General features: G+C 72.3%; 15 protein-coding genes. 6 read left to right on the plus strand and 9 right to left on the minus strand.

The genetic code is table 11. From position 1 onward, the window contains the following. Window positions 1-4: 4 nt before the first annotated feature. Window positions 5-937 (minus strand): glutaminase, encoded by a 933-nt coding sequence (locus tag EV562_RS11665; protein WP_166661730.1) that lies wholly within the window; start codon window positions 935-937, stop codon window positions 5-7. 133 nt (window positions 938-1,070) lie between these two features. Between EV562_RS11665 and EV562_RS11670 the strand changes: the two genes are divergently transcribed. After that, window positions 1,071-2,129 (plus strand): acyl-CoA desaturase, encoded by a 1,059-nt coding sequence (locus EV562_RS11670; RefSeq protein WP_208298334.1) that lies wholly within the window; start codon window positions 1,071-1,073, stop codon window positions 2,127-2,129. A gap of 69 nt (window positions 2,130-2,198) precedes the next feature. Here the strand turns inward: EV562_RS11670 and EV562_RS11675 are convergent, their stop codons facing one another. From EV562_RS11675 to crcB (EV562_RS11685), 3 genes are read right to left on the minus strand one after another with little or no spacing between them, the layout of a single operon-like run. Then, the gene (locus EV562_RS11675; protein WP_133886695.1) at window positions 2,199-3,035 is read right to left on the minus strand and encodes an undecaprenyl-diphosphate phosphatase; all 837 of its coding nucleotides are present in this window, start codon (window positions 3,033-3,035) and stop codon (window positions 2,199-2,201) included. Window positions 3,036-3,074: 39 nt separating this feature from the next. Then, window positions 3,075-3,449 (minus strand): fluoride efflux transporter CrcB, encoded by a 375-nt coding sequence (gene crcB, locus EV562_RS11680; RefSeq protein ID WP_133886696.1) that lies wholly within the window; start codon window positions 3,447-3,449, stop codon window positions 3,075-3,077. Further along, window positions 3,446-3,910 (minus strand): fluoride efflux transporter CrcB, encoded by a 465-nt coding sequence (crcB, locus tag EV562_RS11685; RefSeq protein WP_133886697.1) that lies wholly within the window; start codon window positions 3,908-3,910, stop codon window positions 3,446-3,448. The genes crcB (EV562_RS11680) and crcB (EV562_RS11685) overlap by 4 nt, the downstream gene beginning before the upstream one ends. Window positions 3,911-4,109: 199 nt before the next feature. On the opposite strand from crcB (EV562_RS11685), the gene EV562_RS11690 reads away from it, so the two are divergent. Further along, a complete protein-coding gene (locus EV562_RS11690; protein ID WP_133886698.1) occupies window positions 4,110-4,520 on the plus strand; it encodes a MarR family transcriptional regulator in 411 nt (136 codons plus the stop codon). A 30-nt stretch (window positions 4,521-4,550) separates the two neighbouring features. Here EV562_RS11690 and EV562_RS11695 read toward each other — a convergent pair whose 3' ends face one another. Next, entirely contained in the window at window positions 4,551-4,961 is a 411-nt protein-coding gene (locus EV562_RS11695; protein ID WP_133886699.1) for an SseB family protein, read from the minus strand. A gap of 260 nt (window positions 4,962-5,221) precedes the next feature. On the opposite strand from EV562_RS11695, the gene EV562_RS11700 reads away from it, so the two are divergent. Continuing rightward, on the plus strand, window positions 5,222-6,667 hold the full coding sequence (locus EV562_RS11700) for a glyceraldehyde-3-phosphate dehydrogenase (RefSeq protein WP_133886700.1): 1,446 nt from the start codon (window positions 5,222-5,224) through the stop codon (window positions 6,665-6,667). 208 nt (window positions 6,668-6,875) lie between these two features. Continuing rightward, window positions 6,876-9,176 (plus strand): hypothetical protein, encoded by a 2,301-nt coding sequence (locus EV562_RS11705; RefSeq protein WP_133886701.1) that lies wholly within the window; start codon window positions 6,876-6,878, stop codon window positions 9,174-9,176. A 24-nt stretch (window positions 9,177-9,200) separates the two neighbouring features. Here EV562_RS11705 and EV562_RS11710 read toward each other — a convergent pair whose 3' ends face one another. From EV562_RS11710 to EV562_RS11725, 4 genes are all read right to left on the minus strand, one after another. Then, the gene (locus EV562_RS11710) at window positions 9,201-12,593 is read right to left on the minus strand and encodes a CARDB domain-containing protein (protein ID WP_133886702.1); all 3,393 of its coding nucleotides are present in this window, start codon (window positions 12,591-12,593) and stop codon (window positions 9,201-9,203) included. Window positions 12,594-12,986: 393 nt separating this feature from the next. Further along, window positions 12,987-14,432 carry an argininosuccinate synthase gene (argG, locus tag EV562_RS11715; protein WP_133886703.1) on the minus strand — a complete coding sequence of 482 codons (1,446 nt, stop codon included), beginning with the start codon at window positions 14,430-14,432 and terminating at the stop codon, window positions 12,987-12,989. Between the two features lie 106 nt (window positions 14,433-14,538). Next, complete coding sequence (locus EV562_RS11720; RefSeq protein ID WP_133886704.1) at window positions 14,539-15,978, minus strand: NAD-dependent succinate-semialdehyde dehydrogenase; 1,440 nt, start codon at window positions 15,976-15,978, stop codon at window positions 14,539-14,541. 67 nt (window positions 15,979-16,045) lie between these two features. Continuing rightward, complete coding sequence (locus EV562_RS11725) at window positions 16,046-17,314, minus strand: aminotransferase class III-fold pyridoxal phosphate-dependent enzyme (protein ID WP_133886705.1); 1,269 nt, start codon at window positions 17,312-17,314, stop codon at window positions 16,046-16,048. Window positions 17,315-17,464: 150 nt separating this feature from the next. On the opposite strand from EV562_RS11725, the gene EV562_RS11730 reads away from it, so the two are divergent. Next, entirely contained in the window at window positions 17,465-19,120 is a 1,656-nt protein-coding gene (locus EV562_RS11730; RefSeq protein ID WP_133886706.1) for a PucR family transcriptional regulator ligand-binding domain-containing protein, read from the plus strand. Between the two features lie 62 nt (window positions 19,121-19,182). After that, on the plus strand, window positions 19,183-19,755 hold the full coding sequence (locus EV562_RS11735) for a dihydrofolate reductase family protein (protein WP_133886707.1): 573 nt from the start codon (window positions 19,183-19,185) through the stop codon (window positions 19,753-19,755). Window positions 19,756-19,773 lie beyond the last annotated feature (18 nt).

Below are 19,773 nucleotides of genomic sequence, written 5' to 3' on the forward strand. Positions count from 1 at the left end.
CCACTCAGAACACCGACAGTCCGGTCAGGGTCGTGAAGCGGTCCAGGGCCGCCACCCCGGCCACCGAGTTGCCCCGCTCGTCCAGGCCGGGGCTCCACACGCACAGCGTGCAGTGGCCCGGCACGACCGCGATGATGCCGCCGCCGACCCCGCTCTTGCCCGGCAGGCCCACCCGGTGTGCGAAGTCACCGGCCGCGTCGTAGGTGCCGCAGGTCAGCATCACCGCGTTGACCTGCTTGGCCCGGCTGCGGCTGAGCAGCCGGGTGCCGTCGGCCCGGATGCCGTGCCGGGCGAGGAAGCCCGTCGCCAGGGCCAGGTCGGCGCAGGAGGCGGCGACGGAGCACTGGCGGAAGTACTGCTGGAGCAGCACCGGCACGGGGTTGTCGATGTTGCCGTAGGACGCCATGAAGTGGGCGAGGGCGGCGTTCCGGTCGCCGTGCGCGGCTTCGGAGGCGGCGACCTCCTCGTCGTAGGTCAGATCCGGGTTGCCGCTCTCCGCGCGCAGGAAGGCGAGCAGTTCACCGGCCGCGTCTCCGGTCCGGGTGTGCAGCCGGTCGGTGACGACGAGGGCGCCCGCGTTGATGAACGGGTTGCGCGGGATGCCGTTCTCGTACTCCAGCTGCACCAGGGAGTTGAACGGGTTGCCGGACGGCTCCCGGCCCACGTGGTCCCACAGGGCGTCGCCCTCCCTGGCCAGGTCGAGGGCGAGGGTGAAGACCTTGGTGATGGACTGGGCCGAGAACGGCTCCCGCCAGTCCCCCACGCCGTACACCGTGCCGTCCGGTTCGGCGACGGCCATGCCGAAGCGGCGCGGGTCGAGGGCGGCGAGCGCCGGGATGTAGTCGGCGGGCCGGCCGCTGCCCGGCGTCCGCTCGATCTCCTCGGCGATGCGTTCCAGGACCGGCCGGAAGGTCGTCGGTGTGCTCATGATCGCCATTCTCCCCTCGGGCCGGGCCGGGCGCCGGAGGAGGCAGCGGGAGGACCCCCGCCCGGGGGTGGTGCTGGCCACACCCCCGTTTCGGGGGCGGACGCCATTCTGCGGCCGGTGTCCCGTTCACATACTCGGGTACATGGTCAATTCAACGGTGCTCGTCGAGAGCCGGCCCACGGGCGCACAGGGGAAGAGCCGCGACAAGGGAAGCGACTTCTCCGAACTGTCGCGGCGCATAGCCGACGCGGGGCTGCTCAGGCGCCGCCCGCTCTACTACACGGTGCGGTTCGGCGCCGTCGCCCTCGCGCTCGCGGGCGGTGTCGCCGCGTTCGTCGCCCTGGGGGACAGCTGGAGCCAGCTCTTCGTCGCGGTCGGGCTCGCCGTCGTCTTCGGCCAGCTCGGGCTCGCGGCCCACGACCTCGCCCACCGGCAGGTCTTCTCGCGCCGGCGCCCCAGCGAGGCGGGCGGTCTGCTGGTGGCCGACCTGCTGCTCGGCATGAGTTACGGCTGGTGGATGAACAAGCACACCCGCCACCACGCCAATCCCAACCACGAGGAGAAGGACCCGGACGTCTCCCCCGACATCCTGGTGTGGTCCCGGGGGCAGGCGAGCCGGGCGACCGGGTTGCCGCGTTTCGTCGGCAGGCACCAGGCCGCCCTGTTCTTCCCGCTGCTGACGCTGGAAGGGCTCAATCTGAGCTTCAACAGCTTCAAGGCGCTGGGCGGCCGGGCCGTGAAGCGCCCGGTCCTGGAGGGCACGCTGCTCGTCGCCCACTTCGCGGTGTACTTCGGCGGCCTGTTCACGGTCCTCTCCCCCGGCAAGGCGCTCGCCTTCCTCGTCGTGCACCAGGGTCTGTTCGGCATCTACCTGGGTTCGGTCTTCGCGCCCAACCACAAGGGCATGCCGATGATCGAGGAGGGCACACGGCTGGACTTCCTGCGCCGTCAGGTCCTGACCTCCCGCAACGTGCGGGGCGGCGCGCTCGTGGACGCCTTCATGGGCGGCCTCAACTACCAGATCGAGCACCATCTCTTCCCCAGCATGCCGACTCCCGCCCTCGGCCGGGCCCAGGCCATCACCGAGGCGTACTGCGCCGAGCTGGGCGTGCCGTACCACCAGACGGGGCTGCTGGCCTCGCACCGCGAGGCACTGCGCCACATGCGCAGCGTCGGGGAGCCGCTGCGCGCCGCCCGCTGAGCGGCCGGGCCGAGCGGCGGTCCCGGCGGTCGGCTGTCCGGGCCGCACGGCGCCCGGCCGGCCCGGCGGTCAGCTGTGCAGCACCCCCGTGCCGAGCAGCCCGAACAGCAGGACACCGACGGCGATCCGGTAGATCACGAAGGTGTTGAAGGTGTGCTGGGCGACGAACTTCAGCAGCCAGGCGATGGAGGCGTAGGCCACCACGAAGGAGACGAGGGTGCCGACCGCCAGCGGTGCGGCGCCCGTCCCGGTGCCCAGCGCGTCCTTCAGCTCGTACAGGCCGGCCCCGGTCAGGGCCGGGATGCCGAGGAAGAAGGACAGCCGGGTGGCGGCGACCCGGTCGAGGTCGAGCAGCAGGGCGGTGGACATGGTGGCGCCGGAGCGGGAGAAGCCCGGGAAGAGCAGGGCGAGGATCTGGGAGCCGCCGACCAGCATGGCGTCCGTGAAGGACGTGTCGTCCTCGCCCCGCTTGTGCCGCCCGGTGCGGTCGGCCCACCACATCACGGCGCTGCCGACGATCAGCGAGCCCGCCACCACCCACAGCGAGGCGAGCGGGCCCTTGATCAGGGACTTGGCGGCCAGACCGACGACCACCACGGGGACGGTGGCGAGGATGACCCACCAGGCGAACTTGTAGTCGTGGTGGTACCGCTCCTCCCGGTCGCGCAGGCCGCGCCCCCAGGCGGAGACGATCCGCGCGATGTCCTTGGAGAAGTAGACGAGCACGGCGGCGATCGCACCGACCTGGATGACCGCGGAGAAGCCGATGACGGCGTCGTCGTCGACGGGGATGCCCATCAGCCCCTCGACGATCTTGAGGTGCCCGGTGGAGGAGACGGGCAGGAACTCGGTCACCCCCTCGACGGCTCCGAGGACGACGGCCTGACCGATGCTGATGGCGCTCATAACATCCAGTTCCTACTACACCCGGCTGTGTGCCCGGCGTCAGGTCCAGAGCGCGTCGGCCAGCGTCACCCCCGCGAACGCCGCCGCGAGGCCGGCCGCCACGCCCGCGACGACGTTCACGGCGGCCGGCAGGCGCGCGCCGGTCTCGGTCAGCCGGAGCGTCTCGTAGGAGAAGGTCGAGTACGTCGTCAGGGCGCCGCACAGTCCGGTCCCCAGTAGCAGCCGCACCTCGGAACCGGCCGCTCCGGCCAGGGCGGCCCCCGTCAGCAGACCGAGGACCAGGCTGCCGGTCACGTTGACCGTGAAGGTGCCCCAGGGGAAGGCGGAGCCGTGCCGGGACTGCACGGCCCGGTCGGTGAGGTAGCGCAGCGGGGCACCGATCATGCCGCCCGCGACGACCAGCAGCCAGTTCACGACGGCCTCCGCTCCAGGACGCGGCGGGCCGCCCACGTGGCGAGCGACACCGCCGTGAGAGCCGCGACCGGGGTCGCGGCCAGGTAGACAAGGCCGGTGGGGATCCGGCCGTCGGCGAACAGGGACCGGCTGTCGACCGCGTAGGTGGAGAAGGTGGTGAAGCCGCCGAGCACGCCGGTGCCGAAGAAGGGCCGGACCAGGCGGTGGACGGACCACACCTCGGTGACGGCCACCATGAACGCCCCGATCAGGACGCAGCCGGCCACGTTGACCCAGAAGGTCGTCCAGGGGAAGCCGCCGGCCGGCGTCGGCCACCACAGGGAGGCGGCGTAGCGCGCGGCGGCGCCGGTGCCACCGCCGAGGGCCACGACGGCGACGACCGGCGCCTGGGCCCTCGGGCCGGGCCGTCTCGCGGTCCTCGGCCGGGCTCCGCCGAAGCGACCGGTCCTGGGGGCTGTCATGCTCGTCCGTCTCCCACTCGCCGTGCCGGGGGCATCCCCGTGCGCAAGCAGGGACCGTCGGCGGCACCTGAGCCGCGGTTCGGGTACGGCGGGCCCCACCGCCGCGCCGCGCCCTCGGGGCCACGGCCGGTACTCAGCCTAACGCGGCCACTTCATTTGCACATTCAACCAATTTCGGTTCCGGTGCTACCGTTCAGGCATGGCAGCCAGGACCGCCGGTGCGCGGCTCGAGGAACGGTGGCGGGGCATCCTCTCGGTGCACGCGCGCACGATGTGCGAGATCGACCGGGCCCTGCATCCGCACGGACTGGGCGCGAGCGACTTCGAGGTGCTCGACCTCCTGGTGAGCGAGGGACCCGAGGACGGCGACCGGTGCCGGGTGCAGAACCTGGCCGGCCGGGTCCACCTCAGTCAGAGCGCGCTGTCCCGGCTCATCGCCCGGCTGGAGAAGGACGGTCTCGTGCAGCGTTCCATGTGCACGGAGGACCGGCGCGGTGTGTACGTGGCGCTGACGCCCCGGGGCCGCGACCTGCACGCCGAGATACTGCCGCTCCAGCGGGCGGCTCTGGCCCGCGTGCTCGGCGACGACGAGGACGGCCCCCGCCCCTGACGCGGGACGAGGGCCGACCGTCGCCTCGGCCTAGGGGCGCGCCAGCAGGGTGCGCACGCCGTCCGACGTGAGGGTGAGCCGGTGTTCCGAACCGGCGTCGATGGACAGCGACAGGTCGTCGGCCGGCCACTGCGCCGCGAGGGCGCCGAGCGGCACCATGCGGTAGCGCGAGACGTACGGCAGCAGGTCGGCCATCTCCAGTTCCGAGGTGAACACGGGCACCACCTGGCGGCCGCCCTGCTGCTCCAGCACCGGCAACGCCAGCATGCCGGGGTCGGCGGCGTCCTGGTCGTTCGCGTCGTCGGGCACCGGCACGAGGACGTCGCTGCTCGCGAGCGTGTCGAGCGCCGCCGTGTTGTCGGCGGTCTCGGTGGTCTCGGCCAGCGTGTCGAGCGCCCGCTGGGCGGGCGTGACGGGATGGTCGTTCGCGGGTGTCTCCATGGCAGATTCCCTGGTAGCGGCGTCGTTTCGGTCCGCGCGCACAAGCGGCGCGGACGCGGTCCAGGCTCGCGTACCCCGGGGGTCCGTGACGCAATCACGTTCGCCGCCCCCGCCCGAGGCCCGCACCCGGCCGACGGGGCCGGTCCTGCCCGGGACCACGCGCGCCCGTGTACTCATCTGATGGACGAGGGGCCCACTTGATCGATCAGAAGGGTGGTCGGGTTAGCATATGAGCGCCGCCTAGCTCGAAAGATAGAGACGTGACTGTCAACGACGACTCGTTCACCAACTGGAAGCACCGCGAAGAGACCGCGGAATCGATGATCCCGATGATCGGGAAGCTGCACCGGGAGCAGGACGTCACGATCCTGCTGCACAGCCGTTCCCTGGTGAACAAGTCGGTGGTCAGCATCCTCAAGACCCACCGCTTCGCCCGCCAGATCGCCGGTGCGGAGCTGTCGGTCACCGAGACGATGCCCTTCCTGCGGGCGCTCACCACGCTCGACCTCGGGCCCTCGCAGATCGACATCGGCATGCTCGCCGAGACCTACCGGAGCGACGACCGCGGACTGTCGGTCGAGGAGTTCACCGCCGACGCCGTGGCCGGGGCCACCGGCGCCAACAAGATCGACCGGCGCGAAGGGCGCGACGTCGTCCTGTACGGCTTCGGCCGCATCGGCCGGCTCGTCGCCCGGCTGCTGATCGAGAAGGCCGGCTCGGGCAACGGGCTGCGGCTGCGCGCGATCGTGGTCCGGGGCGGTGGCGAGCAGGATCTCGTCAAGCGCGCCTCGCTGCTGCGCCGCGACTCGGTGCACGGCCAGTTCCAGGGCACGATCACCGTCGACGAGGAGAACAGCACGATCCTCGCCAACGGCAACGCCGTCAAGGTGATCTACGCGGACGACCCGACCCAGGTCGACTACACCGCGTACGGCATCAAGAACGCCATCCTCATCGACAACACGGGCAAGTGGCGCGACCGCGAGGGCCTGTCCAAGCACCTGCGGCCGGGCGTCGACAAGGTCGTGCTGACCGCGCCGGGCAAGGGCGACGTCCCGAACATCGTCCACGGCGTCAACCACGACACCGTCAAGCCGGACGAGCGGATCCTGTCCTGCGCGTCCTGCACCACCAACGCGATCGTCCCGCCGCTCAAGGCGATGGAGGACGAGTACGGCGTCCTGCGCGGTCACGTGGAGACGGTGCACTCCTTCACCAACGACCAGAACCTGCTGGACAACTACCACAAGTCGGACCGCCGGGGCCGCAGCGCGCCGCTGAACATGGTCATCACGGAGACCGGTGCCGCCTCCGCCGTGGCCAAGGCGCTGCCCGACCTCAAGGCGCGGATCACGGGCAGCTCCATCCGGGTGCCCGTGCCGGACGTGTCGATCGCGATCCTCAACCTCCAGCTGGCCCGCGAGGCGAGCCGCGAAGAGGTCGTGGAGCACCTGCGCGAGGTGTCGCTGACCTCGCCGCTCAAGCGCCAGATCGACTTCATCAACGCCCCCGACGCGGTCTCCAGCGACTTCATCGGCTCGCGCCACGCCTCGATCGTGGACGCCGGCGCGCTGAAGGTCGAGGGTGACAACGCGATCCTCTACCTCTGGTACGACAACGAGTTCGGCTACTCCTGCCAGGTCGTCCGCGTCGTCCAGCACGTCTCCGGGGTGGAGTACCCGACGTACCCGGCTCCGGCGGTCTGATCCGCACGACGAGCGGCGCGAGGGCGCGAGGGGCGGTGGGGCGAGGGTGCCCACCGCCCCTCGCGCGTGCCGGGCCTGGGAGCGGGGCGTCCGCGACGGAGCGGAGCGGCGACGGGTATCGGCCGGTCCGCGCGGGGCATGTGTGTGGGAGCACTGCCCGTCCCGGCGTCCGTGCGCTGCGGCGGCCGGCTGACACGAGAATGGCTCCATGAACGCACTGGGTCGGCGCTCGCCCTGGGTCGGGGCGCTGGTCTGGTGCGTGGCGGTGCTGAGCCTGACCGTCCTGGCCGCGGCGGCCGTCGTCCGCAGCACGGTGCTGGACGCCGGGTTCTACGGCAAGGTGCTGGAGGACGAGCGGGCCTACCAGCGCTTCTACGACGAGGTGCTGGTGGATCCGGGCAGTACGCCGCTCACCAGCGACCTGCTGGAGCGGCTGCCGGTGCCCCAGTCGACCATCACCTCGAACCTCAAGGTGGTGGTCCCGCCCGAGACCCTGCGGACCATGGGCCAGGGCCAGATCGCGGAGATGGTCCACTACCTGGAGGGCGACCGCGACCGGCTGCGGGTCAGAGTCGATCTGGAGCCCGTCGTCGAGAACGTCGAGCGGCTCAGCCAGGCGTACTTCGGTGACGCCGTCGCCGCCCTGCAGAAGCGGTCCGAACCCGACTTCCGGGCCTTCGTGCAGCATCTGTCCGAACTGGTGGCGCGGGTGGTGGCCGGCGAGGCTCCGCTGGACGAGCTGCCGACGCTGCCGCTCTCCCGCGGCCAGGCGGGCGCGGCCACGGACGCGCTGATGCGGGTGGTACCGGACGGCGCGACGCACGACGACGTCAGGTCGACCGTGCGGACGGCGCTGGACCGCGGGGACGTGGCCTCGGCCCTGGCCGCGATCGCCCCGGTGGCCCTGACCGACCAGGTGCGGGACGCCGCCGAGGAGCTGCTGCGGGAGGCGAGGCAGGGCACGTGGGTGGTGACCGTCGACGTCGAGCCCGGCACGGAGGCGCTGGCTCCGCTGGACCGGGCCAGGGGCGTCACCCGGCTCTTCCAGGACGTGGTGGAACCGGCGGCGGCCGTGCTGTGTGCCGCCGCGCTCACCCTGCTGTGGCTTCTGACGCCCTCGCCCGCCAAGCGGCGGCTGATACCGCTGGGCTGGGTGCCGGCCGCCGCCGCCTCGCTGCTGGCGCTGACCGTGCTCGTGCTGCGCCTCACGCTGCGCGACACGCTGTTCGGCACCCCGGCGTCGTGGCCCCCGGCGGCCTCGGGGCTGCTCGCCGACGTGCAGGCCGCAGCGCTCGACCGGCTGCTGACCACCGCCGTCGTCGTCGCGGTCATCCTGCTCGCCGCGGGCGCCCTGCTGATCACCGTCGGCTGGGTGTGGCAGACCCGGCCCGGTGTGCCCGTCCTCACCGATCCGCGGCACGTCCCGGCGCTGACGTTCACCGTCACCGCCGTCGCCCTCGTCGGGACGATGCTGGCGCCGGTGGCGATCACCGGTTCCTCGCCGCGCATCTGCCAGGGCAGCGCCGAGCTGTGCGACGCCCGCTACGACGAGATCGCCCAGCTCGCCTCGCACAACGCGATGGCGACGACGGCGGACCGGTTCATCGGTCCCCTCCAGGACCCCGACATCGTCGGCCAGCTGGGCGCCGGGGTGCGGGTGCTGCTCCTCGACACCCACCGCTGGGAACGGCCGCAGGAGGTGGCGGAGCGGCTGAGCACCTCGGACTTCTCCCCCGCCGAGCGCCGCCGGCTGACCTCGATCCTGGAGCGGGTGAACCCGCCCCACCCGGGCCTGTGGCTGTGTCACTCGGTGTGCGGCGCCGGCGCCCTCGAACTGGAGCCGACGCTGCGGCAGATCGGCCAGTGGCTGCGCGACAACCCCACGGAGGTGGTCACGCTGATCCTCCAGGACGGCGTGGACGCGGTGGCGACGCAGGACGCCTTCGCCCGGGCCGGCCTCTCGGATCTGCTGTTCGAGCCGGACCCGGACCCGGACCGCCCGTGGCCGAAGCTCAAGGACATGATCGACGGTGGCCGGCGGCTGGTCGTGTTCGCGGAGAAGGCGGACGGGCCCGCGCCCTGGTACCGCAACCTCTACCGGTACGCCATGGAGACGCCCTTCGCCTTCCGCAGCCCGGACGAGATGTCCTGCCTGCCCAACCGGGGCGGCTCGGACGGGCGCCTCTTCCTGCTGAACCACTTCGTCACGGCGGGCGGCGGGCTGCGGCTGGACGCCGGGGTCGTCAACTCCCGGCAGCGGGTGCTGGAACGGGCGCACAGCTGTGAACGGCAGCGCGGCAGGCCGGTCAACTTCGTCGCGGTGGACTACGCGACGATCGGCGACGCGCTCGGCGCGGTCGGGGAACTCAACGCCGAACGCGTCGAGGACGAAGGCCGCCGCCCTCCCGTGGAGCGCTCGCCGGGCCGGCTGGAGGGCGCGGCGGAAACCCGGCGACGCGGTGGTGCTCCGCGCCGCCGGGCGGTGTCCCGCTGTTCGGCCGTGGGCTGACCGGCCCGCGGTTGCTGCCGGCTCCTACTGGTTGATCTTGAACTGGGAGCCCGGTTCGATCCGCACGTCCCCTTCGGCCGAGTTGGTGATCGTGACGTCGGTCAGGGTCGCGCTGCCGCGGGCGCCGCTCATCGCGAGGATGCCGGAGCCGTTGTTGGACCTGTCGATGCGGACGTTCTGGATCTTCACGTCCGGCATCGCGCCGCCTCCCGTCTTGAACTGGATGCCGTCGTAGGTGGAGTCGAGGATCTCGGTGTCCCGGATGGTGACCCCCGGGATGTCCTGGCCCTGCGCGAACAGCGTGATGGCGCCGAACTCCTGCGCCTCGCCCCAGAACGCGCCGCCGGTGCGGTGCAGGGCGTTGCCCGCGATGAGCGTCTGCCCGGAGAAGGGCAGCGGGTCGTGGTCGGTGGCGAGCATGATGCCGGGGTAGTTCATGGTGTCGGAGACGACGTTGTTCTCGATGGTGTTGCCGTGGCCGCCGTACACGGCGATGCCGTTGGCCCGCCACGGCAGCTGGACGGTGTTGTTGCGGAAGTGGTTGTCGTGGCCGACGTCCACGGAGGTGTCCTTCACGTACTTGTTGGCCCAGACCGCGAGCGAGTCGTCGCCGGTGGTGCGGAAGGAGGAGTTGTAGACGGTGGAGTTGCGGGTGCCGTTGGAGAAGTTGATGCCGTCCGCGTAGGTGTCGCGGATGCGCATGCCGGTGAACTCCAGGCCGTCGGCCGGTCCCCACAGCTCGGGGATGTTCGAGTAGTCGCGGCCGACCCAGACGCCGACGTTGGCGTGCTCGATCCACACGTTGCTGATCTTCGTGTTCTTGCCGAACCGGCCGTTGAGGCCGACACCGCCCTCCGCGTTGCCGTCACCGCCGCGGATGGTGCCCGAACCGAAGACGGCGAGGTCGGAGATCTGGGTGTTGTCGTCGATGTCGAAGCCGAAGTTCCCCTCGTGCGGGTGGTTGATGCCGCCGGCCTCCTGCGGCGGGGTCAGGGTGTAGAGCTGGGAGTGCCACATCCCGGCGCCGCGGATGGTGACGTCGCTGATGCCGACCTGGTTGTACTGGCCGCGGTCGAGCGGATCGTCGGTGAGGATCTTCTGCTCCTGGCGCCACTGCCCGGCCGGGATCCACACGCAGTCGATCCTGCCGTTCTGGTCGTCGGTGACGGCGCGCTGGATGGCGTCGGTGTCGTCGAGGCCGTCGCCGGGGACGGCGCCGTACGCGGTGATGGAGGTGCACTCGGCGGGCTTGGTCTTCGCGGGCGCGACCTGCTCCAGGTCGATCAGGTCGATGACGTAGAAGGCGGCCGAGTCTCCCGCGTCGCGCTGGAGGCGGAACTCGGTGCCCTGCGGGAAGGTCCGGTCGAGGAGCGCGTGGGACTCGTCGAAGAGGCGCCGGGCGTCGCCGCCGGGCCGGTTGGTGAGCCCCTCGGGGTCGTCGGTGCTGCCGTAGAGCCAGCTGTGCTTGGACGACAGGCCGAGCTTCTGCACGAACTCGCCGTCGGCGTAGAGGCTGATGGTGGCCTCGGCTCCGCCGCCGCCCGGGGCGTCCGGGATCGAGTTGCGCACCACGATGGAGTTGGTGGGTGTGGTGGAGGTGAACTCGACGTACTGGCCGGTCGAGTTCAGCCGGACGGACTTGCGGCCCGAGGACTCGGTGCCGAAGTCGGTGTGCCCGAAGGTCCGCTCGGCGTCGGTGGTGAGCAGGGTGCCGTCGTACCGGCCGTCCTCGGCCTCGTACTCGGTGTACGGCACGGCGGCGCCGCGTCCGACGACGAGGGACTTGGCGAGCACGTTGTTGTTCTCGTCGGTCTCGGCGATCCGGGCGGTGGCGTCGGCGGTGGCGGTGAGGTTGACCCCGCCGCCGGTCGCCGTCCAGGTGCCGCTGATCGGCACGTTCACCGTGGCGCCCGCCGCGACCTGCCCGGTCGTGCCGTCCAGGGTGGTGGAGCCGGCCTGGACCCGGGTCACCGAGCCCGCCTCGGCGGCGCTGGTGCCGCGGTTGTGCACGGCGACGGTGAAGGAGACCTCGGCGCCCACCGCCGGGTTGGCCGGGCTGGTGGTGACGGAGCGCACCTCGAGGTCGGGTCCGGGTGCCTGGCCAACGACGAGGCGTTCGGCGGCGGCGCGGCTGTTGTTGGTGTCGTCCAGCTCTGCGACGGTGTTCTTCGGGTCGGCCACGGCGGTGACCGCGTAGCTGCCGGCCGGGTGGGTGCCGGTGGCGACGGCGACCTCGGCGGACTGGCCGGGGTCGAGCGCGGGGACCTTGGCGCTGCCGGCCGTCGTGCCCTCCACGGTGACCTCGGCGGTCGTCTCCTTCGAGGCGGCGGTGCCGGTGTTGCGGACCGTGGTGTTCACGGTGACCTCGTCGCGCTCGTCCGGCGCGGCGGGCGACCAGTCGAGACCGGTGACGGTGAGGTCGGGTGCGGGTGCGGCGGCGCCGATGACCTGGAACTCGGCGACCTGGCCGCCGGGTGCGCCGGTGTTGGAGAAGAACCGGAGCCGTACGTCGGAGACCCGGCCGCCGACCGGGATGGTCACCGCGTTGCCCTGGCCGGGGCTGAAGGCGTAGTCGGCGCGGTCGCGCAGCGAGGTGAAGCCGCTCTCGCCCTGGGCCCGGCCGAGCACCTGGATGCTCTGGGTGCGGGCGGACCACACCGGGTCCGGACTGAGCTTGACCACGACACCGCTGACGTCGGCGTCGGAGCCGAGCTTGACGGTGAGGTCGGCCGGGTTGCCGGCGGCCTCCCAGTAGGTGGAGGTGGAGTCGTCGGTGGCGTTGGCGGCGACGTAGTTCTGCGTCGTCGAGGTGGCCTCGGCCGGCTTGTTGCGGGCGAGGTTGGTGCCGGCGGGCGGCGGGCCGGTGTCGGCGTCGTCGCCGTACACCTCCAGTTCGGCCAGCTGGGCGGCGTTCCAGCCGGTGTTGCCGGTGATGTCGACGCGGACGTAGCGGGCCTCGGACGGGGAGTCCAGGTCGATGGCGACGGCGCCCGCCCCGGAGGGCCCGAACGCCCGCCCGTCCGAGGCGTCGAGGCTGTGGAAGGCCGAGCCGTCGGTGCTGCCCCGCACGGAGAGCGTCTGGGTCCTGCTCTCCCAGGCGGCGGGCAGCTTCAGGACCACCCGGTCGACGTCGCGGGCGGTGCCGAGGTCGACCTGGACCCACTGCGGGAAGGAGCCGGCCGGCCCCTCCCAGTAGGTGGCCTGCTGTCCGTCGGTGGCGTTGCCGGCCGGGTAGGCGCCGTGCGAGCCGCCCGCCCTCGCCGGGCGGCCGAGCGCCAGGTTGACGTCGGCGGCGGCCACCGTCGGCGTCGCCGCGTGTGCGGCGGCGGTGAGGGGCAGCGGCAGGAGCCCGACCGTCATCAGCCCGGCGACGGCGGCGCCCGAGAGCGTCCGCCGGCCGAGGGATCTCCGTCTCATGGGGGTCCTCTGTTCCGTGGGGAGTCGGGGAGGGCGCGACGGTCCGGCAGTTGGGGGGAGCACCGAATCTGCGCGCCAATTGAGCGAGGCAGTCGATTCCTTGCGGAAAGTGCGTCATCAGGTTTCTAGCGTGTCACCCGTTTGTCAACGGTCGCGGTTGAGGCCGAAGTTGACACGCAAACGGCTTGCGTTGCTTACAATTAGCTTGCGCAGCCCCTGAGATGACATTTCGTGGATACAGCGACCGGGGTGAGCCGTTCGAAGCTCATGAGGAACGCAAGCCCTGCGCGACTGAAGGAAACAGGGGTGACAAACGCAAGGGCCGGCCCGACACCCTGAGGTGTCGGGCCGGCCCTTGCCGGTACGCGGTCCCCGCCGACGGGGACGCGGGGGTCAGTCGGTGCCGGACTCCATCGCGGCACGGTCGAGCAGCTCGTCTTCGCCGGAGACCTCGCCGCGGGAGGCGATGGCCTGCGCGCCGCCCTCCGGCATGGCGCCGATCAGCCCGGTCGCGGCGGCCTGGGCGGCGCCGATCGCGGGGTTGGCGGTGCCGATGAGACCGAGCCCCGCGTACTGCTCCAGCTTGGCGCGGGAGTCGGCGATGTCCAGGTTCCGCATGGTGAGCTGGCCGATCCGGTCCACGGGGCCGAACGCGGAGTCCTCGGTGCGCTCCATGGACAGCTTGTCCGGGTGGTAGCTGAAGGCCGGTCCGGTGGTGTCGAGGATGGAGTAGTCCTCACCGCGCCGCAGCCGCAGCGTGACCTCTCCGGTGACCGCCGAGCCGACCCAGCGCTGCAGCGACTCCCGGATCATGAGGGACTGCGGGTCGAGCCAGCGGCCCTCGTACATCAGCCGTCCGAGCCGCCGCCCCTCGGTGTGGTACTGGGCGAGGGTGTCCTCGTTGTGGATGGCGTTGACCAGGCGCTCGTAGGCGGCGTGCAGCAGGGCCATGCCGGGGGCCTCGTAGATGCCGCGGCTCTTGGCCTCGATGATCCGGTTCTCGATCTGGTCGGACATGCCCATGCCGTGCCGGCCGCCGATGGCGTTGGCCTCCATCACCAGGTCGACCGCGGAGGCGAACTCCTTGCCGTTGATCGTCACCGGACGGCCCTGGTCGAAGCCGATGGTCACGTCCTCCGGCGCGATCTCGACCGACGGGTCCCAGAACCGCACGCCCATGATGGGCTCCACGGTCTCCACGCCGGTGTCGAGGTGCTCCAGCGTCTTGGCCTCGTGGGTGGCGCCCCAGATGTTGGCGTCGGTGGAGTACGCCTTCTCGGTGGAGTCCCGGTACGGCAGGTCGTGGGCGACCAGCCACTCCGACATCTCCTTGCGCCCGCCCAGCTCCGTCACGAAGTCCGCGTCGAGCCAGGGCTTGTAGATCCGCAGCTGCGGGTTGGCGAGCAGGCCGTACCGGTAGAACCGCTCGATGTCGTTGCCCTTGAACGTGGAGCCGTCGCCCCAGATCTGGACGTCGTCCTCGAGCATCGCCCGGACGAGGAGGGTGCCCGTGACGGCACGGCCCAGCGGCGTGGTGTTGAAGTAGGCACGCCCGCCCGAGCGGATGTGGAACGCCCCGCAGGTGAGTGCGGCCAGCCCTTCCTCGACCAGCGCCTCGCGGCAGTCGACCAGGCGCGCGACCTCGGCGCCGTACGTCTTGGCACGGTCGGGCACCGAGGCGATGTCGGGCTCGTCGTACTGGCCGATGTCGGCGGTGTACGTGCAGGGGACGGCGCCCTTGTCACGCATCCACGCGACCGCGACCGAGGTGTCGAGGCCGCCCGAGAAGGCGATACCGACGCGCTCGCCGGTGGGGAGGGAGGTGAGGACCTTGGACATAGGAAGAGTATGCATGATTACGCATGACCATGCAAAGCCCCGTCCCGGGCGACCTGCGTCACCCCCTCCCGCGCGGCGTGCGTCGCCCCGACCCCCGTCGCACGCGTCACCCCGTCGGCAGCGCCACGTACTGGTACTCCAGGAACTCCTCGATCCCCGCCCGGCCGCCCTCCCGGCCGAGTCCCGACTGCTTGACGCCGCCGAAGGGCGCGGCGGGGTTGGAGACCAGGCCGGTGTTGAGTCCGACCATGCCCACCTCCAGGCGTTCGCTGACCCGCAGGGCGCGGTCCAGGCCCTCGGTGAAGACGTAGCCGACCAGTCCCCACGGCGTGTCGTTGGCCCGCCTGACCACCTCGTCCTCGTCGTCGAAGGTGAGGAGCGCCGCGACGGGACCGAAGATCTCCGTGCTCATCAGGCGGCTGTCCGGGGAGACGTCGGTGAGCACCGTGGGCGGGTAGAAACATCCGGGGCCCCCGGGCGTGGTGCCGCCGACCAGGACCCGCGCGCCGCGCTCCACCGCGTCGGCGACCAGTTCCCCGACCTTGGCCCGCCCGGCGGCGTCGATGAGCGGGCCGACGTCGACGCCGTCCTCGGTGCCGGGGCCCACCACCAGCGCCCCCATCCGCCGGGCCAGCCGGTCCGCGAACTCCCGGGCCACCGACCGGTGCACGAAGAAGCGGTTGGCCGCGGTGCACGCCTCTCCCATGTTGCGCATCTTGGCGACCATCGCGCCGTCCACGGCGGCGTCCAGGTCCGCGTCGTCGAAGACCACGAACGGCGCGTTGCCGCCCAGTTCCATGGAGGTCCGCACGACCGTGTCGGCGCACTGTGCCAGGAGCAGCCGTCCGACGGCCGTCGAGCCGGTGAAGGAGAGCTTGCGGATCCGCCCGCCGCGCAGGAGGGGTTCGCACACCTCCCCGGCCCGTGAGGTCGGGACGACGTTCAGCACCCCGTCGGGCAGTCCCGCCTCCTGGAGGATCGCGGCGAGGGCCAGGCCGGTGAGCGGGGTCTGCGGGGCCGGCTTGAGCACCATCGTGCAGCCGGCCGCGATCGCGGGGCCGATCTTGCGGGTGCCCATGGCGAGCGGGAAGTTCCACGGGGTGATCAGCAGGCAGGGGCCGACCGGGCGCCGGGAGAGCAGCATGCGGTGGCGTCCGTCGGGCAGCACGCCGTGGCCGCCGTCGATCCGGACGGCCTCCTCGGAGAACCAGCGGAAGAACTCCGCGGCGTAGGCGACCTCGCCCCGGGCCTCGGCCAGCGGTTTGCCCATCTCGGAGGTCATCAGGCGGGCCAGCGCGTCCGCGCGCTCCAGGACGATCTCGTAGGCGCGGCGCAGGATCTCGCTGCGTGCCCGGGGTGCCGTGCGGGCCCACTCCCGCTGCGCCCGGACCGCCGCCTCCTCGGCGAGCCGGGCGTCCTCGGGGCCGGCGTCGGCGACGTGGGCGAGGATCTCGCCGGTGGCGGGGTCGTCGACGGGCATGAGGGCGCCGTCCGCGGCGTCCACCCAGGCTCCGCCGACGAACAGCCGCGTCGGGGTCTCGGTCATGAGGGCACTCCTTCGCGCCGGTGTGCGGTCGGTGCGGGGCGGGTCGTGGGGCGGGTCGCGGCGTCCGTCATCGTCCCGTCGCCTCCGACGTACCGGCCTCCACGGCGGCGGCCCACGCCCGCAGGCCCTCGTCGACGGCCGTCTCGTCGATCACGAGGGCCGGGATCATCCGCACCACCTGGTTCCAGGCCCCGCACAGCAGGAGGAGCAGTCCTTCGTCGACGGCGGCCCGCTGCACCCGGGCGGCGGTCTCCGGGTCCGGCTCGCCGTCCTCGGTGACGAACTCGCTCGCCAGCATCAGCCCCATGCCCCGTACGTCGCCGATGGCCGGGGTGCGGGACGCCACCGCCTCCAGGCCGTGGCGCAACCGGGCTCCCATCGTCTCGGCGTTCTCCACGAGCTTCTCGTCGCGCACGACGTCGAGGGTGGCGCAGGCAGCCGCGCAGGCGACCGCGTTGGCCCCGTACGTCCCGCCCTGCGAGCCGGCCCACGCCTTGCGCATCAGCTCCTCGGGGGCGGCGATGCCGGACAGCGGGAAACCGCTGGCCAGTCCCTTGGCGGTGACGAGGACGTCGGGAACGACGCCGAAGTGCTCGTGGCCCCAGAACCGGCCGGTGCGGCCCACACCGGTCTGCACCTCGTCGAGGATCAGCAGGAAGCCGTGCCGGTCGGCGCGCTCGCGCAGGCCCTGGAGGAAGGCCCGGTTCGCGGGCACGTATCCGCCCTCGCCGAGGACCGGTTCGACGATCACGGCGGCGGTGTCGGCGGGAGACGAGATCGTCTGGAGGGTGTAGTCGAGTTCCCTCAGGGCGAAGCGGGTGGCGGTCTCCTCGTCCCAGCCGTAGCGGAAGGCGGTCGGGAAGGGGGTGACGACGACGCCGCTCATCAGCGGGGAGAACCCGGACCTGAAGCGGGTGCCGGAGGTGGTCATGGCGGCGGCGGCCACGGTGCGGCCGTGGAAGCCGCCGTGGCAGACCAGCACGTTGGGCCGTCCGGTGGCCTGGCGGGCCAGGCGCAGCGCGGCCTCGACCGCCTCGCTGCCGGAGTTGGTGAAGAACAGGCTGTCCAGGCCCTGGGGCAGCACCTCGCCGAGCTTGCCGACCAGGCGCCGCAGCGGCGGGTGCATGACGGTGGTGTACTGCCCGTGGACCAGGGTGGCGACCTGCTCCTGGGCGGCGGCCACGACCCTGGGGTGGCAGTGGCCGGTGCTGGTGACGCCGATGCCGGCGGTGAAGTCCAGATAGCGGCGGCCGTCCTCGCCGTGAAGGTGGACGCCCTCGCCCCGGACCGCCACCACGGGGGTGGCCTGGCGAAGGTGCGGCGACAGTGCGGTCATGCTCGTCTCCCGGCCTGCTCGTCGGTCTCCTGCGGTCCCCCGAGCCTTCCCGGCGCGGCGGGCGCGGCAACGCCTGATCTGTCCGGCCGGGGCACGCCGTCCGGACGATGTGTCAGGTGTGCGGCGTAGCCTGAGTGCCAGGGAGGCACCGTGAGCGAGAACCGGCAGCCTGGCCCGTCGGGCCGGGCGCCCACCGTGGCCGACGTGCTGGCGCTTCCGGTGGTGGCCGGGGGTGATCCGCGGGTGGTCGCCGGCGAGGAGCACGTGGACCGTCCGGTCCGCTGGGTCCACGTCACCGAACTGACGGACCCCGCCTCCTTCCTCAAGGGCGGCGAGCTCGTCCTCACCACCGGCATGCCCCTGCCCGACGACCCGGCCGGCGTCCGCCGCTACATCGACGAACTCGCCGGCGTCGGGGCCGCGGCCCTGGTCATCGAGCTGGTGCGCCGCTACCACCGGCCGCCCGACGCCCTGGTCCAGGCCTGCCGGGCGCGGGGTCTGCCCCTGGTGACGCTCGCCAGCGACGTCAACTTCCTGGAGGTCACCCAGGTGGTCCACACGCTGATCCTCGGCCACCAGGCGGAGGCGATGCGCAGGACCCAGCGCGTGCACGAGGCGTTCACCGCCCTCACCCTGCGCGGCGCGGGCCCCGAGGAGGTGCTGCGCGCCGCCGCGGAGATGAGCGCCCGCACAGTCGTGCTGGAGAACCTGGTGCACCGGGCGCTGGTCTGCGAGCCCTCCGGGTCCGTGGAGCGGGCCGCGCTCACGGACTGGGAACGCCGCTCGCGCACCACGCCGGCCACCGACCGGGCGGGGGTCTCGGGCCCCGAGGGCTGGCTGGCGGCGCCCGTGGAGTACCAGGGCGAGAGGTGGGGCCGGGTGGTCATGCTGCCCGCGGCGCACCCCGGCCGGGCCTTCGGGCCCGAGGACGTCACGGTGCTGGAGCGGACCGCGATGGCGCTCACCATCGCCCGCCTCACCCACCCCACGCCCTGGGAACGCACCGCTCACCGCAACGCCCTGCGCGAGCTGGTCGAACAGCGTCACCGCTCCCCCGCGGACGCGCGGGCCCGCCTCACCGCCCTGGGGGTGCCGGCGGACGACACCCTCTTCGTCGCCGTCCTGGCGGACCTGCCCTCGGCTGAGGACGCCGCGGCCGCCGAGGTGCGGCTCTGCGAGGAGTCGGCCCCCCAGGGTCCGCGGGTGCTCGCCGGGCTCCTCTCCCCCACCCGTCTCGGGGTGCTGCTGGCGCTGCGCCCGACCCGCCCCTGGCGCGAGGCCGTGCAGCGGGTGAGCCGCACCGCCCTGGACGCGGCCCCGGGTGCCACGGTGAGCGCCGGCGCGCCGGCCGGCGACCTGGCCGACGTGGCCCGCTCGTTCCGCGAGGCGGCCCGGGTGGCCGAGGCCGCCGACCCGGGCCTGCCGCTGCCGTCCGGCCGTTCCTTCCACGAGCGGTCCGACATCGGCCTGCGCCGCCTGCTGTTCGCGCTGCGCGACGACACCCGCCTCCAGGACTTCGCCGAACGGCAGTTGGGGCCGCTCCTGGACCACGACGCCCGGCACGGCACCGACCTCGTGACGACCCTGCGGGGCTACCTGGACGCCGCGGGCAACAAAACGGTCGCCGCCCGCTCGTCGGGCCTGTCCCGGGAGACCGTCTACCAGCGGCTGCGCACCATCGAGCGGTTGCTCGGCCGGGACCTGGAGTCCGGCGAGCAGCGCACCGAACTCCACGTGGCCCTGCACGCCGTCGACGCGCTGCGGGCTCTCCCGCCGGCCGGCCGCCGTCCCGGCCGCGACCGATGAGTTTTCGCCGGGGCCCGGGTCGTAGTGGTGTCCGACCGCACACGAAACGTTGAGGACTTCGCATGCGTACTCTGATCAGCACCGCTTTCGTCTCGCTCGACGGTGTCGTGGAGGCCCCGGGCGGCGAGCCCGGCTACCGGAACTCCGGGTGGACCGTCAAGCACGTGGATTTCCTCCCCGAGGCGTTCGAGATCAAGGGCCGGGAGCAGAGCGAGGCCACGGCACTGCTCCTCGGACGGGTCAGCTACCAGGCGTTCAGCCCGGTGTGGCCGGACATGGAGGAGTTTCCCGAGTACCGGAAGATGCCGAAGTACGTCGTCTCCACCACGCTCACCGAGGACGACCTGGTCACGAACTGGGGCGAGACGACGATCCTGCGTTCGCTCGACGAGGTCGCCGCGCTGAAGCAGACCGAGGGCGGGCCGATCATCGTGCACGGCAGTGCCGCCCTGAACCGGGGCCTGTCGGACGCCGGCCTGATCGACCGCTACCACCTGCTGGTCTTCCCGCTCCTCCTCGGTGCGGGCAAGCGGCTGTTCAGCGACGCGGACAACGACGCGCGGAAGCTGCGGCTCGTCGAGCACGAGGTCTACGCCAACGGCCTGCAGAAGAACGTCTTCGACGTCGTCCACTGAGCCGTCCGGCGAGCGGCG

This window comes from Streptomyces sp. BK208, assembly GCF_004364245.1.
Lineage (GTDB): Bacteria > Actinomycetota > Actinomycetes > Streptomycetales > Streptomycetaceae > Streptomyces.

What these genes read in the sequence shown, in the direction of transcription:
- argG (WP_133886703.1), bottom strand. Translation starts at nt 14,432, where the DNA reads ATGTCCAAGGTCCTCACCTCCCTCCCCACCGGCGAGCGCGTCGGTATC.
- EV562_RS11665 (WP_166661730.1), bottom strand. Translation starts at nt 937, where the DNA reads ATGGCGATCATGAGCACACCGACGACCTTCCGGCCGGTCCTGGAACGC.
- crcB (WP_133886697.1), bottom strand. Translation starts at nt 3,910, where the DNA reads ATGACAGCCCCCAGGACCGGTCGCTTCGGCGGAGCCCGGCCGAGGACC.
- EV562_RS11695 (WP_133886699.1), bottom strand. Translation starts at nt 4,961, where the DNA reads ATGGAGACACCCGCGAACGACCATCCCGTCACGCCCGCCCAGCGGGCG.
- EV562_RS11720 (WP_133886704.1), bottom strand. Translation starts at nt 15,978, where the DNA reads ATGACCGAGACCCCGACGCGGCTGTTCGTCGGCGGAGCCTGGGTGGAC.
- EV562_RS11675 (WP_133886695.1), bottom strand. Translation starts at nt 3,035, where the DNA reads ATGAGCGCCATCAGCATCGGTCAGGCCGTCGTCCTCGGAGCCGTCGAG.
- EV562_RS11705 (WP_133886701.1), top strand. Translation starts at nt 6,876, where the DNA reads ATGAACGCACTGGGTCGGCGCTCGCCCTGGGTCGGGGCGCTGGTCTGG.
- EV562_RS11690 (WP_133886698.1), top strand. Translation starts at nt 4,110, where the DNA reads ATGGCAGCCAGGACCGCCGGTGCGCGGCTCGAGGAACGGTGGCGGGGC.
- EV562_RS11725 (WP_133886705.1), bottom strand. Translation starts at nt 17,314, where the DNA reads ATGACCGCACTGTCGCCGCACCTTCGCCAGGCCACCCCCGTGGTGGCG.
- EV562_RS11710 (WP_133886702.1), bottom strand. Translation starts at nt 12,593, where the DNA reads ATGAGACGGAGATCCCTCGGCCGGCGGACGCTCTCGGGCGCCGCCGTC.
- EV562_RS11670 (WP_208298334.1), top strand. Translation starts at nt 1,071, where the DNA reads ATGGTCAATTCAACGGTGCTCGTCGAGAGCCGGCCCACGGGCGCACAG.
- EV562_RS11735 (WP_133886707.1), top strand. Translation starts at nt 19,183, where the DNA reads ATGCGTACTCTGATCAGCACCGCTTTCGTCTCGCTCGACGGTGTCGTG.